General features: G+C 56.0%; 11 protein-coding genes. 10 read left to right on the forward strand and 1 reads right to left on the reverse strand.

Features of this window, described 5'->3' with window-relative positions:
- Positions 1 to 501: 501 nt before the first annotated feature.
- Positions 502 to 1,506, reverse strand: coding sequence for a LysR substrate-binding domain-containing protein (locus CWB41_RS13405; protein WP_115837439.1), 1,005 nt, complete (start codon positions 1,504 to 1,506; stop codon positions 502 to 504).
- Positions 1,507 to 1,676: 170 nt separating this feature from the next.
- On the opposite strand from CWB41_RS13405, the gene CWB41_RS13410 reads away from it, so the two are divergent.
- From CWB41_RS13410 to CWB41_RS13455, 10 genes are read left to right on the forward strand one after another with little or no spacing between them, the layout of a single operon-like run.
- Positions 1,677 to 3,986, forward strand: a complete 2,310-nt coding sequence (locus CWB41_RS13410; RefSeq protein ID WP_115837438.1) for a TonB-dependent receptor — start codon at positions 1,677 to 1,679, stop codon at positions 3,984 to 3,986.
- Between the two features lie 13 nt (positions 3,987 to 3,999).
- Positions 4,000 to 4,863 (forward strand): ABC transporter permease, encoded by an 864-nt coding sequence (locus CWB41_RS13415; RefSeq protein ID WP_115837437.1) that lies wholly within the window; start codon positions 4,000 to 4,002, stop codon positions 4,861 to 4,863.
- Positions 4,863 to 5,867 carry an ABC transporter ATP-binding protein gene (locus CWB41_RS13420; protein ID WP_115837436.1) on the forward strand — a complete coding sequence of 335 codons (1,005 nt, stop codon included), beginning with the start codon at positions 4,863 to 4,865 and terminating at the stop codon, positions 5,865 to 5,867. Before CWB41_RS13415 ends, CWB41_RS13420 begins: the two co-directional genes overlap by 1 nt.
- Positions 5,848 to 6,816 (forward strand): oligopeptide/dipeptide ABC transporter ATP-binding protein, encoded by a 969-nt coding sequence (locus CWB41_RS13425; protein ID WP_115837435.1) that lies wholly within the window; start codon positions 5,848 to 5,850, stop codon positions 6,814 to 6,816. Before CWB41_RS13420 ends, CWB41_RS13425 begins: the two co-directional genes overlap by 20 nt.
- 9 nt (positions 6,817 to 6,825) lie before the next feature.
- Positions 6,826 to 8,193, forward strand: coding sequence for an LLM class flavin-dependent oxidoreductase (locus tag CWB41_RS13430; RefSeq protein WP_115837434.1), 1,368 nt, complete (start codon positions 6,826 to 6,828; stop codon positions 8,191 to 8,193).
- Positions 8,194 to 8,203: 10 nt separating this feature from the next.
- Positions 8,204 to 9,565, forward strand: a complete 1,362-nt coding sequence (locus CWB41_RS13435) for an LLM class flavin-dependent oxidoreductase (RefSeq protein ID WP_115837604.1) — start codon at positions 8,204 to 8,206, stop codon at positions 9,563 to 9,565.
- Between the two features lie 2 nt (positions 9,566 to 9,567).
- Positions 9,568 to 11,166 (forward strand): ABC transporter substrate-binding protein, encoded by a 1,599-nt coding sequence (locus CWB41_RS13440; RefSeq protein ID WP_115837433.1) that lies wholly within the window; start codon positions 9,568 to 9,570, stop codon positions 11,164 to 11,166.
- Positions 11,163 to 12,164 (forward strand): ABC transporter permease, encoded by a 1,002-nt coding sequence (locus CWB41_RS13445; RefSeq protein ID WP_115837432.1) that lies wholly within the window; start codon positions 11,163 to 11,165, stop codon positions 12,162 to 12,164. Before CWB41_RS13440 ends, CWB41_RS13445 begins: the two co-directional genes overlap by 4 nt.
- Positions 12,165 to 12,182: 18 nt before the next feature.
- Positions 12,183 to 13,664: an FAD/NAD(P)-binding protein gene (locus CWB41_RS13450; protein WP_165204353.1), complete on the forward strand. Its 1,482-nt coding sequence runs from the start codon at positions 12,183 to 12,185 to the stop codon at positions 13,662 to 13,664.
- Complete coding sequence (locus CWB41_RS13455; protein ID WP_115837430.1) at positions 13,651 to 14,673, forward strand: ABC transporter substrate-binding protein; 1,023 nt, start codon at positions 13,651 to 13,653, stop codon at positions 14,671 to 14,673. Before CWB41_RS13450 ends, CWB41_RS13455 begins: the two co-directional genes overlap by 14 nt.
- The last annotated feature ends 20 nt before the right edge of the window (positions 14,674 to 14,693 follow it).

A 14,693-nucleotide genomic window follows, 5' to 3' on the forward strand; every position in this document is an offset into this window, starting at 1 on the left:
GCTGATTCCGAGGCCCAAAAGAACGAAAGTCGGACATCCGACGCTCCGACGCTTTGAGATGGTCGCATGTTCATGCGGTGTTCCAGCCGCTTTACCGCTAACCGATTGATTTGGATGGTGGGCGCACAAGGGCTCGAACCTTGAACCCGCTGATTAAGAGTCTGAAGTTACATCTAAAAAAAAACAATATTTTTACCGCCGCTGAATGTGTCTAACATCCGATGAAAGATCAAGCTGATCGCAACGCTTTGTCTAACAATCGAAGGGGCGAGCGAGGAGCAATCGGGTGCCGTCCGGGATTCTTGTTTTTGAATCTTTCACGCCAAAAACGGGGGCGCGATTCCCCTTGGGCACGCAAATTGCGGTGCTTGCGGATTGGTTTAGTGCACTTTTCGTCATCTACACTATCGGCCACCATTCGATCGGTATTCCCGCCCCGCCGAGAATTTTGCTCGTCTCGCCTACTTGCACATCGTTCAAACATGCATCCGACTAATATAGTCAGCGGTCTATAACGTCGAACGTGCCGTTCAAGCCCTGTGTCCAAATTGGCCAAGACGGAATTTCGGACGGCGTGTAGATATCGCCTTGGCGAAGTGCGCGATCGATCCTCTCTTGAGGCAAATGAGGCGCCAAGGCTTCGATGAAGCGGTAGGCGAAGGATTGGAGTAATTTGTTCCGCCGGATGGCAATCTTCGCCAAGCGGATTCCGAACGATTGTTGCGTCGGCAGCACTGTTAATGTTTGGCGATCGCTTTCGTTGATCGCGATTTCGGAAACGATCCCGACGCCCAAGCCCAGTTTCACATATTCTTTTATAATGGCGGCATCTGACGCGGTAATTCGGATATTAGGCTGCAGGCCTGCAGACAAAAACGCGTCTCGGGCCTGCCGCCCTCCCTCCATACGAGGATCGTAAGTGATGATGGGGTATTGCGCGATGTCCCCAAAGTACAATGCTTCAGCGTTCGCCAACTCGTGATTCTGCGGAACGATTGCAACATAGCGCCAGGTGAAAGCTGGAAAGGTGATCATCTCCGAAGACGTTTCGATTTCTCCTGAACCCAGTGCGATGTCGGCGGCGCCGTCCATGACCGATTGAAAATGTTGGCGTGAATCGGTGTTCAGCAAGTCGATCGTTACCCGCGGATAAAGGCGGTTGAATCTCTGGAGAATCGGCGGCAGAAAATGAAGCGCCAAATTGTTCGCCATCGCCACGACGAGACGTCCGCCATCGTCGCTGCTGTATTGATCGGCAAAGCGTTTGACGTTGTCCGTCGCGAGCACGGCCTGCTCGATGAGCGAAATGACCTGTTCGCCCGATTCCGTCAGACTGATTAAACGCTTCCCCTTGCGAATAAAAATATCGAAGCCGAGCTCCGTCTCAAGTTCGCGGATTTGCTTACTCACGCTGGATTGCGAAGCGAAAATATCAGATGCGGCTTTCGTTAAATTTAGACGATGCCGATGCGCCGCCAAAACAGAGCGCAACTGCTGCAAGTTCATACCTTTCTCCAAGACGCTGAGGCGCCGCTTTCGTCACTGAGAACGAGGGTTCGGAGCGTCATCGCCATCACAAATGCCCCCTGCGAATAAGCTAAGTCCGAAAAATCCCTTAAATCTATAAAAATAGTGGACTAAGACTTTTGTCAAGCTAAGTATGGGCGGGGGTTGGAATGGCCGAGCTTGGGCAAAAGTCGATATTTCATTTTAGTATTAGAGGCTTAACGTTGATTACATCTATCGCCGCGGTGGGAGATGCCGGCGACGTCGGCTCAGCTTTGGCTCAAGCCGTTAACGGTGGAGATGTGGGAGACGTGGTTGTCGTGGCGACAACGACTCAGCAGCCGCCCCCAGATAAATCAACGACGGTCACCAGGCTGACGTCCAAGACGTTGGATGCCCTGGGCGCCACTAAGCTCAACGACATTATCTCAGTCACCCCCGGTGTGTTCATGCCCCAGACCGGCATCACACCTTCGCACGTCACAATTTTTATGCGCGGCATGGGCGAACTCGATCAGCAGGGTCACCCATCGGTCGCTCTTTATTTGGACGACGTCTATCTGCCGCGCACGTTGGGAGCGAATCTAGACCTTCTCGATATCGATACGATCGACATCGCGCGCGGGCCGCAAGGCTTTGCCTATGGTCACAGCGCTGAAGCCGGAACCATAAACGTCCATACTAAACAGCCGACAGATACACTGACCGAAACGGCACTCGTCGGCTATGGCAGCTACAATGAAGTGAGATCTGCCGCAATCGTCAGTGGTCCAATCATCAAGGACGAGGTCTACGGAAGTCTTGCCATCGAGCACCACCAGCGCGACGGATATACCTACGACGTGACGAACGGCCATCACGGAAACAATCTGGATACAACGGATTTCCGCGCGAAGTTGCGTTTCACGCCGACGGAAAAGCTCGATATCACGACGACGTTTGACGCCACATTGGACGATGGCGATGCGGTATTATGGGGTGACCTGTCCCGTTCAACGAATCCCAACATCGCCTTCAGCAATATCGATCCTTGGAACAAATATCACGAACTTGGGGTGTCGACGGTTGGGACCTATGCGTTCACCGATCAGTTGAAATTGAAGTCGATCACTGCCTATCGATCCTTCGACGACTACGCGGCGTTCGACAATACCGGCGATCCTTATGCACAGGGTATCGGCCTGCTCGGGTACAGCGATGTTTTCGTCAGCCAGGAGACGCGCTTGGCGGGCGACTTCCAACGTTTCAACTTCTCTATCGGGAATTGGGCGTCGAACGAAGACTGGATTCGCCAAGGTACGAACAACGGTTCGTCAACGCTCAATCCGAATCCAAATCTCTCGACCTTCCTGCCGGTTTATACCCTCGCCAATCAGGAAGACAAAGAGTTCGCGTTCTTCGGGCAGGGGACGTTTAAGGCGACAGACAAGCTGTCTCTGACTTTCGGCGGACGTTGGAATTACAATTATCAATATTCCAACATGCAGAACTATTCGCTAGGCCCGACCTCCGCTTACAAGGTGACGGGCTATATTCCGGACCAGGAGCTGCTCTACGCCTATCAGGATTACACGATCGGCTCGGTCCCGGGAGGGACAACGCTCAACTGGATAGACAATGGCTCTCAGGCCTGGACGCGGTTCACGCCGAAAGTGAATGTGGACTACCAGTGGACTCCAGATCTGGCGACTTACGCGACCTTCTCGAAGGGGGAGAAGGATGGCGGGTTCGACTATCGCGGCTATTCGCCGACCGGCTCGTCGCAGCTTCAGGACAGCCTTGCCTTCGGTCCCGAGGTTGTCACCAACTATGAGGTCGGCTTCCGCAGCTCGTTTTTGAGCGAGAGGGTAACGCTGAACGGTGATGCCTTCTACGATGACGTTAGCGGCGTGCAACTGACAACCACGGACCCGGTTACGCTCATCAGTCACCGGTTCAACGCGGGTACTGGCCGCTCGAAGGGAATTGAACTTGAGTCATCCGTTAACATCGTTCCAAATCTTAACGTCAGCCTCAGCGGCACCTATCTTGACGCCAGACTCAACCATTTCGACGGTGTCGCAGCGCAGACCACTTATGCGAATGGTCTTGTCCTGAATACCACGCCTTTCAATGGCGCGCGTTTGCCGAACTCCCCGACCTGGCAGGGCTATCTGGGCGCAACATACGCGATTCCGGTTAACGCCCCGGGCCAATATCTCATCGGTGGAAACGCTCAGTACAAGTCTTTCACTTACAACGACGCATTGAACAATACGGTCAATCGAATTCCGGACCAGACTACGTTCAACGGCTTTGTGAGCTACACGACGCCTGACAAACGTTGGATCTTCCGGGTCGACGCCGAAAACATCCTCGATGATCGCTATCCGCAGTGGCTCGCCTACACGGTGCAGCCAAAGACCGGGACGCTTCTCTACTACGGTGTGTTCTACAACGAACCTCGCCTGGTCGTCGGCAGCGTAAGATATGTATTCTGAGAGTTAGATACGCATGAGCGATGTTATCGCAGCCGGCACAAAATCCGCCAAACCTGCCTTGCTTCGCAGCATTGGCAGGAACGGCTCGCTCGTGGCCGGAGCCGGAATTCTCGCGGTCTTGCTCACCGCGGTCATTCTGGCGCCGGTTCTATATCCCGGCGACCCGCTGAATATGGTCGCCCCGGCACTTATGCGTCCGGGCGAAAGCGCTCGCTACATCTTCGGCACTGATGATCTGGGTCGTGATCTTGCGGCTGAAGTTGTGCATGGTGCCAGCGCTTCTCTACTGGTCGGGATTGGTGCAACCACGATCGGACTTTTGATCGGTATCGTCGGCGGCGGGGCCGGGGGGTATTTCGGCGGATACCTTGATCAATTTCTCAGCCGGATAACGGAACTGTTCCAGACGATTCCGTCATTCCTTTTCGTCTTGGCTCTTGTCGGTATCTTCAGCCCGTCCATATCCGTCATTATCTTCGCCATCGCCACGACATCTTGGGTCTCCGTTGCGCGCATAGCCAGGGCTGAATTTCGCACGCTGCGCGAGCGAGATTTTGTGCTGGCGGCACGAACACTGGGCTACAGCTCATCACGAATTGTGTTTGTTGAAATATTGCCGAATGCCATCGCGCCGATTAGCGCCAATGTATCAATTATGGTTGCGGGCGCGATTTTAACCGAATCAGGACTTTCCTTTCTCGGCATGGGCGACCCGAACGTCGTGAGTTGGGGAAGCATGATCGGCGAAGGACGCGATTATCTGCGCTCAGATTGGTATCTGGTCGCCATTCCGGCCTCCGCCATCGCCTTTACGGTTATTGGCTTTAATCTGATCGGCGACGGCTTAAATCGCGCACTCAATCCGAGATCGCGGTAATGAACGGAGAGCTCATAGACATTCGCGGGCTGACCGTGGGCTTCGGTACACGCGAGGTAATCGGCGGCGTCGACTTCTCCATCCACGCAAATGAGATGGTGGCGCTCGTCGGTGAATCGGGCTGCGGAAAATCAACCGTAGCCCTGGCGCTGCTTCGCTTGCTCCCGCACGAAAGGACCGCAGTATCCGGGGAAGTTATGTTCGAAGGGCGTAATCTTCTCGCCGTACCCGAGGCAGAGCTTAACGAGATACGCGGGAAACGCATCTCGATCATATTCCAGGATCCGCTGGCATCGCTTAATCCAGTGTGGAGCGTCGGAGAACAAATCATCGAGACGCTACGCCGTCATCTCAAACTGTCACAAACGGCAGCGCGCCGGCGCGCGATCGAGTTGCTCGACCTCGTCGCGATTCCGCAGGCGCACCGGCGCATTGACGATTTCCCGCATCAGTTTTCGGGTGGAATGCGTCAACGCGTCATGATCGCGATGGCGCTGGCTTGCGGGCCGTATTTGCTGATTGCCGATGAGCCGACAACGGCTCTGGATGTCACGACACAGACGCAGATTCTGCAACTGCTTGATAGGTTGCGGCGCGAGCTTTCCATGAGCGTCCTGTTGATCACGCACGATTTGAGTATCGTCTCGGATTGGGCAGATCGCGTGATGGTCATGTACGCCGGAGTAATCATCGAAAGCGCGCCCGTGCAAGTGCTGTTCTCCTCGGCGCGCCACCCCTATACGCGGCGTCTGCTCGGGGCCGTTCCATCGCTTGACGCGTATGCTAATTACCGAAATGGCCGTCTTCCCGAAATTTCCGGCATTGACACTTCGACAGGGTCAACTCGCGGGTGCCGCTTCGCCAAACGGTGCGAGTCAGTCGAAAGTGAATGTCTCACGCACCGCCCGCGTCTCGTTTCAGTCGGAGTTAAGCAGCATCTGTTCGCTTGCTTCGAACCACAACAGTTCCAGAAGAGTGAGCCCGATGCCGCTGTTGTCGTTTGAAGACGTTGGGGTAGAGCGGGTGGCGGCGCGGAGGAGAGTCCGCATTCTTGACCGCGTTACCTTTTCGATCGAGTCCGGCGAGACCTTGGGACTTGTCGGTGAGTCAGGTTGCGGGAAATCGACGCTGGCCAAGACCGCCTTAGGCCTTATTCCCGCATCTAGCGGCACAATTCGCTTTCAAGGCACCGATGTTACGCATTCAAAGCGGTTTACGCGAGATATTGCCGCGCGCATGCAGATGGTCTTCCAAGATACGGGTTCGGCACTCAATCCGCGTCAGACGATTTTGAGTGCGCTCGAAACTCCCTTGGCGGTTCGCGGTGTCCAGCGTGCAGTACGTCGCACGCGCATCGCTGAAGTTCTCGATCAGGTGAGGTTGCCGGCAGATGTTCTCTACCGTCATCCGCATGCGCTTTCGGGGGGACAAAGGCAACGTGTTGGCATTGCGCGTGCAATTCTCTTAAGACCTGATCTCATCATTTGCGATGAGCCGATCTCTTCTCTCGATATTCCAATCCAGGCGCAAATTCTGAACTTGCTAACCGATCTGCAACGTACCTATGGGTTGGCGTATCTCTTCATATCGCATGATCTTCGTGCCATAAATTATTTGTCCGATCGCGTTGCCGTCATGTACCGTGGCCGGATCGTCGAAATTCTACGTCAGGCGGAATTTCGTTCCGGTGCTCGCCATCCGTATACGCGCACATTGTTCGCTTTCGTGCCTGGGCAGGGGCGCGCCCAGGCCGCGCTATCCGTCTCTGACCCGTCCGTTGAAGCTATCAGCGATGCTGGCTGTCGCTTTCGTCAGCGCTGCCCGCTGGCGAGCGAGCTATGCCACCGCGCTGAACCAGAGCTGATCTCAATCGGCGTGAACCATAGCGTCGCCTGTCATCACGCAGCATCCGTCGAAACGCCCGCCGCTCTCATCAGAGAAGCGGCGGAATAGGAGGAACATATGAGTTCGCATGAAAGTCAGTTGCATCTTGGCGTGTTTCTGCGCGGGGTCGGCCATCATTTGGCATCGTGGCGTTCGCCTCTCGTTACTTCCGGCTCGGAAATATCATTCACGCACTATCGGCATCTCGCGCGGACGGCGGAGCGTGGGAAATTCGACATGGTGTTTCTCGGAGATAGCGTGTGTGTACGCGAGAGACCGGAGGGAGTGAAGCGCGAGATACTTCAACGCCTCGGCCATCTCGTTCATTTCGAGCCGTTGACGCTTCTTTCGGCGCTCTCGACAGCGACAACGCACGTAGGTCTCGTGGGGACAGCGTCAACCACATACAACGAGCCTTACCATGTGGCGCGCAAATTCGCTTCGCTCGATCATATCAGCGATGGGCGTGCTGGCTGGAATGTCGTGACATCGACCTCCCTGGCGGAGGCAAATAATTTCAACCGCGAGGAGCACCTGGGGCATGCGGAGCGCTATGTCCGGGCCAACGAATTCGTCGACGTCGTCGTTGGGCTTTGGGACTCGTGGGACGATGACGCCTTCGTTGCCGATAAAGCGGAGGGAATCTATTTCGACGAAGACAAGGTCTTCGAGATCAATCACCGCGGCGCGCATTTCAATGTTAAGGGCCCTCTCAATCTCTCGCGGCCACCGCAAGGTCACCCGGTCATAGTTCAGGCAGGCTCGTCTGACGCGGGTAAGGATTTGGCTGCGCGTACGGCGGAAGTCGTTTTCACCGCGCAGCGGACGCTCAAGGAAGGCCAAGCCTTTTATCGCTCACTCAAAGATCGCATGAGCAAATATGGCCGCGCGCCAGACGAGCTGAAAATCATGCCGGGTGTGTTCACCGTCGTCGGCCGCACGCAGGAGGAGGCTGACGATAAGTATGGGCATTTGCAAGAACTGGTCGACCCCAAGGTTGGCGTCGCTATGTTATCGCGCACCACGGGCATCGATCTCAGTGCCTATCCATTGGATGCGCCATTACCACGCTTTGGCGGCAACAATGTCCAGCAGGCACGCCCGGAGCTCATCGATGCGTTGGCCGAACGCGAGCACTTGACGATTTGGCAGACCATACTCGCGATCGCGGGCGCTCGTGGACATCATGTTCTCATCGGAACGCCCGAGCGCATCGCCGATGAGCTTGAAGAGCGCTTCAAGGGCGAAGCGGCGGACGGCTTCAATCTCATGCCACCTTACCTGCCGGGCGGCCTAGAGGATTTTGTTGATCTCGTCGTGCCCGAGCTCCAACGGCGCGGATTGTTCCGCACCGAATATCAAGGCAGCACGTTGCGTGATCATCTCGGGCTCGCGCGTCCTGCGAATGTCAATAAGGTGCGCGCGGATGCGCGCGCGCAGGCGTAGGGAGAAAGCCATGGGCGCGCGCCCTGATCAACTCAAACTCGGTCTCTTTCTAAACGGTGGTCATCACTCAGGCGGTTGGCGTCACCCCGACGCGAATGCGAATACGGATATCAGCTTCGCCGACTGCGCGAGGCTGGTCCAAAAGGCCGAGCGGGGTAAGTTTGACCTGCTCTTTCTCGCGGATTTCCTCGCGGCAGATGCAGCCAGCGATCCCGTCCGTAGCAAGATGACCTGGGCCGCTTATCTGGAGCCATTGACGTTGCTGTCGGCGTTGTCGGCCGCGACGACACATATAGGCCTCGTTGGGACGGCAACGACGAGCTACAACGAGCCATTTCATGTGGCGCGGAAATTTGCCTCGCTCGACCATATCAGCAGTGGCCGTGCGGGTTGGAATTTGGTGACTACCGTAAACGGCGCGGAGGCACAGAACTTTAATCGGAATGCGCACTTCGCCCACGCTGACCGCTATCAAAGGGCTGAAGAATTCGTGGACGTTGTGTTCGGGCTTTGGGATAGCTGGGATGATGATGCCTTTGTCCGCGACAAAGTATCAGGCCGCTATTATGAACCGGAGAAGGTCCACGTCTTGGATCATAGAGGCCAGCACTTTTCCGTGCGTGGTCCGCTCAATATTGCCCGCCCACCTCAAGGCAGGCCGGTGATCGTGCAGGCGGGGTCATCCGAGCCCGGTAAGGAACTCGCGGCGCGGACGGCGGAGGTTATATTTACGGCGCAAAACGAAATTGGCGAGGCGCAAGACTTCTACGCTGACGTCAAAGGTCGAATGACCAAATTCGGTCGGTCTCCAGACCAGCTTAAGATCCTGCCGGGCCTATCCATCATCGTCGGCAGGACAGAGCAGCAGGCTGCAGACAAGCTCGGTCTATTGCAGTCGTTGACACCGCCTGAGGTCGGCGCGCGCATGCTTTCGAGTATGCTTGATATCGATCTATCCGGATATTCGGTCGATGGGCCATTGCCCGATGTGTTACCGCCGACGAATGGCGGAAAAGCACGGCAAGCTTTGATCGCCGCGATGGCACGTCGAGAGAATCTGACGATTCGCGATCTTTATAGCAAAATGGTCACCTCGCGCGGCCACGGATTCGCCATCGGTTCGGTGGAGAGAGTCGCCGACTACATTCAGGAATGGTTCGAGAGTTATGCTTTCGACGGCTTCAACTTCATGCCGCCGTGGCTCGACGGGGGCCTGAACGACTTTGTCGACCTTGTCGTGCCGGAGTTGCAGCGGCGTGGAATTCTCCGGCGCGAATACGAGGGCCGGACGCTGCGAGAGAACCTTGGGCTGGAGCGCCCGGAGTCGCGTTATGCGGATTCGACGCATATCTCCGCATCACAGGGCGCCTGAGAATGGCCGAAATCACGCGTCGTACGTTTGGATTTGGTGGCGCAGCCGCCGGCGCATCTGGCCTGTTGTGGCCCCAAGTTGCATTGCCAACGCCAATCTCCGGCGGCGTTCTCAAAATGGTCATTCCGAGTGAACCAATCGCGCTCAGCGCCGTCGCATTCTCGGGTCCGAGCAGGTTAATCAGTCCGAAAATTCTTGAAGGTTTGATTGCGTTTGATCTCGCGGGAAACCCCAAGCCGCAGCTCGCCACAAGCTGGAGGATCAGTGACGATCGCAAGACCTACGAATTCAAGCTGAGACCAAACCTGCGCTGGCACGACGGTAAGCCGCTGACGTCGAGCGATGTTGCTTACTCTATATCGTCACTAAGAAAGGTGCATCCTTACGGTTCGGCGACGTTGGTCAACGTGGTGGGGGTCGATACGCCGGATGAGCTTACGGCGATCATAAGATTATCTGCGCCCGCGCCGGCTCTCCTTGGCGCGCTGCGTGCCGAATTCTCGCCGATCTTTCCAAGGCATCTTTACGAGGGTACGGATCCCAGGACGAATCCGGTCAACAACGCGCCGATCGGTACTGGCCCATTCAAATTTCTTGATTGGGAGCGTGGAAGCCATGTCACGCTGATCCGCAATCCGGATTATTGGGATCATCCGAAACCTTACATCGACCGCCTCATCATCAAGTTTATTGGCGACGGTAGTGCGCGGGTTGCCGCCTTCGAAACCGGCGATGTCGATATTGGGGGCGGCAATCCCGTACCGCCAAACGAATTCGATCGGGTTTTGCAATTGCCGGAGTTACGCTCGGATGCGCGCGGGTACGCGTGGCTCGGTTTCCTGACCCAACTGTTATTCAATCTCGACCGGCACCCGTTCAATATCCTCGCCGTACGTCAGGCGATCGCCCATGCGATAGACGTTCCGAGGATGTTGAACATTATCTGGTACGGGCGCGGTGTTGTTTCGAATAGTCCGATCGTGCCGGACTTGAAGCCTTTCCACGTCGACGTCCCTGCACACCCTTATGATCTCATGCGGGCTAATGCCTTACTTGACAGTGCGGGTCTGCCGCGAGGCGGGGACGGAATTCGCTTTCGACTCGCTTTCGATTATCTCCCCTATGGCGACGAATACCGGCAACTCGCGCAATATATTCGCGCGTCGCTCTCCAGGGTCGGTATCGAGGTCTCGATCCGCTCGCAGGACTTCGGAGCCTACGTCCGACGAATCTATACGGAGCGCGATTTTGATTTTGCGCATATTACCGTCGCCAATGACTACGATCCGACCGTCGGCGTGCAGAAATTATTCTGGTCAAAAATGTTCCGACCTGGAATACCGTTCTCCAACGGCGCCCATTACACCAATCCGCGCGTCGATGAACTTTTGGAGGCCGCGTCAACCGAAATCGATATCAATAAGCGCGTCGCGCAATACCGCGAGTTCCAGCTCATCGTTAGTCAAGACCTTCCTCACATCAATCTTCTGTCTCTGACGAATTATACGATCTATCACCGTAAGGTCCGCAATCACACCGTCACAGTGGAGGGTTTGGCCGGCAATTTTGCAGATGTCTATATCGATCCGAGGGCGACATGACGGTTGCGGAGTTCCATCGCGATCTCTCTCCCCCATTGCGTTTCCTCGTACGGGTTCTAACCCGCGCGATTCCGACATTGGCTGGAGTCATCATTGTCAGCTTCGTGCTTCTTAAATCTCTTCATGGCGATGCCGTTGATGTCATGGCGTCACAGATGGGTACGACGGACACGACGGAAATCGCAAAATGGCGCCATGATCTGGGACTTGATCAAAGCACCGGGCGGCAGCTTCTTAATTATATCGTGAATCTTGCGCGGTTCAATTTCGGCTACTCGTATATTTACAACACGCCGGTCGCGAACCTGATAGCACAGCGCCTGCCTGCCACTGTTCTGCTGGCGGTTACCTCGTTCGTCATCGCACTAAGCACGGGCATTCTTGCCGGAGTGGCCTCTGCCTATTCGCGGGGTGGGATCACAGATAAGCTCATCTCATTGGCACTTCTGTTTCTGTACTCAGTACCCGCATTCTGTGTCGGGTTGACTTTGATTGAGATCTTCGTCGTGCGGTTGGGCTGGCTTCCACTCGGCGACGCTCAGACTCTGGGGATTGATCTTTCTGGCGCCGCCTTAATAGGCGATCGCCTTCGTCACCTCGTTCTGCCGGCCGCGACTCTATCGCTTTTCTATACCGCGATTTACGGTCGACTGGTGCGCGCCTCGATGCTCGAGGTACGGCACCAAGATTATATAAAGACTGCCGTCGCCAAAGGCTTGCACAGCCGCACGGTCGTCTGGAAGCACATGCTCAGAAATGCGCTGCTGCCAATCACGGCCGTGGCCGGCAATCACATTGGCGCAATGCTCGGCGGTGCTGTCACCGTGGAAACGGTTTTCAATTGGCCGGGCCTGGGACGTCTTGCGTTTGAAGCGGTCATGAAGCGCGACTTCACGGTTCTGCTCGCCATACTGGTGCTGTCAGCCATGTTTGCCGTTATCGCGAACATCGTCGTGGACCTCGTTCACGCGTGGATCGATCCACGCATCGAATATTGACTAAACGAAGAGATGGCTATGTTGCGCGACAAAACAGAATCAAAACCGGGTCAAAAGCGCTCATCCAGCGTTGTCATCGTGGGAGGCGGATTATCCGGCGTGAGTGCAGCGCTCAAGCTGCTTTGGCGCACGGCATTTCCACTTCAAATATTTTTAATTGATCCACATGAGGAGCCTGGACGCGGCGTAGCTTATTCAACACGCGACCTCGAACATCGGCTGAACGCCCCCGCGCGACGTCATATCATTCGGCCAGGAGAGCCAGATCATTTTCCGCGCTGGCTTAGTAACAACGCGATAGCGGAGGGATGGCCCGGTCCTGAAGACGGAAATTTCGTCGAGGCATTCTCGCCGCGCTGGCTTTTCGGAAGCTATATCCAGTCGGAATTAAAGGCGGCGGTTCGTGGCGCTCACACCGATGTGGTGTTCAAACATATCCAGCAGGCGGCCGTCGATATTAAGAAGGATGGTGATGGGCTGGCTGTCGGACTTGCTGACGGGGAATGGCTGAAAGCGGATCACGTCATTCTGGCCAATGGCGTGTTCACATCATCCGGCGGCATGGAGGTCGCAACTGCCTTAGAAGACGACTCACGCTATCTATCCAATCCCTGGAAGGAGGGGATTTTCGAGTCCTTACTGAAGGCACACGATGTCGCGATCATTGGCAGTCACTTGACGATGATCGACTGCGTCGCATCGCTGGAGCGGCGTGGATATCGCGGCAGTTATACAGTGGTCTCGAGATTGGGGCTTATGCCAAACCCCGCCTATACGGGCGAACCCTGGCACGACTTCCTAGCCGATCGTGAACCACCGACAACAGCACTTTCTCTCCTAAAATTGCTTCGGACGGAAATAGCTTCGGCGACTGCCGCTGGCTTCAATTGGCAGGCCGTGGCTGCGTCCATCCGTCCGCATATCGGGGCGCTGTGGCGAACGGCGTCGCTTGCGGAAAAACGGCGCTTCTTGCGTCATCTTCAGAGTCGTACCTTAGGTCATTCGGCGCCGCCATCTGCGATAGCGTTGGTCGAACGCGCAGTACGTGAAGGCCGCCTTACGTCGATCGCGGGGCGGGTGGCGCGGATCGATATCTGCGGAGAGCGTCTGGGCATCCATCTCAGGCCGCGCGGTGCGACGTCAGCCATTTATCACCAGACCGACAGGGTTATTCGCTGCATCGGGTTCGAATATGACTGGTCACGTATCGACGACAGGCTCGTGCAAAATCTGCTGCGGCGTGGATTGGTGCGCCCAGGGCCCCTGAATTCTGGAATCGATGCCGACGAGAATGGTGCAATCATAGCTGCGGACGGGACTCTATCAAAATCCTTCTCGGCGATCGGACATCCGCTGAACGGAAGCGCATTTTACGAGTCGAGCGCGAGTTCCGCGTTGCGAGAACAATCGACCGTGCTCGCTGACCGGCTGTTGCCGCTGTTGGAAGTGACGCGTTCTGCTACCCCTAGTCATATGGAGGCGATTTATGACGACCGCTGATGTAGCTACATTCCCCAAGATCCGAGTCGAAGAGATTTGGTTTACGCGGTGCTCTGTTCCGACGGCTTCCGGGCTGGCCATTAGACATGGATGGTTTGAAGACGAGTTCCGCCCGGACGGCATCGCCGTTCGCTCCATTCGCGGTGCCAGTGATAAGAATGTACGCGAGTCGCATTTCACGCATAGTCTCGCCAATTCTTTCCGCCAGGGGGGCAGCATCCCGGCGCTTTATGCCCGATCTCAGGGGCAGGACATCTCGCTAATCGGCTTGCAGGCCTTGCAAAGTTACCGCTCGATCATCGCGCTCCCTGGCTCCGGCATACGAAAATTGGACGATTTGCGCGGAAGGCGCATCGGTGTCGCCAATTGGGCTTTGAACAAGATCGATTATTGGCGAGCCTCGACGCTCGAAAGCGTTGACGGGTTGCTCGCAGAAGGCGGCCTTCGACGGACGGACGTTGAACTTGTCGATGTCCCGGTTGCGACCAGCTACGTGGGAGATCCCGATCACTCAAAGAATACGCCACGTCTTAACCGATTGCACACACCGGAACTGCTGGCCTTGCTGCGGGGGGAGGTCGACGCGATCGTGGCCCACGGGGCGAACGGAATTGCGTTGCGCGAGCAATTTTCGGCGGCGGAAGTCATCGGCCGGCACTTCAGCGAGCCACTGACGTTGGTTGTGAGTACGCCGCTGCTACGGAGCCGTCCGGATATTGTTGTGCGTTATGTTGAGCGGATCGTTCGCGCGGCGCGATGGGGTAACGCCAATCCCGAAGAGGCTAAACGTATTTTCGCCGCCGAAATGGGTACAGCGGAGTATTGGTATGATGAGGCTGCAGAGTCCCGCAGCCAATCTCTCGATTTGTCGCTCGAAGAGAATCTCGTGGCTGACCTGAAGCGGCGTCAAACGTTTCTGTTGGAAAACGGATTTATCCCGTTCGATATCGATATCGATGCGTGGATCGATCGGGAACCGCTTCAACAGGCATTAGCACGTGCGGGATAGTTGCTGGACGAAGACAAAGG

It is taken from the genome of Methylovirgula ligni (genome assembly GCF_004135935.1).
Classification (GTDB): Bacteria; Pseudomonadota; Alphaproteobacteria; order Rhizobiales; family Beijerinckiaceae; genus Methylovirgula; species Methylovirgula ligni.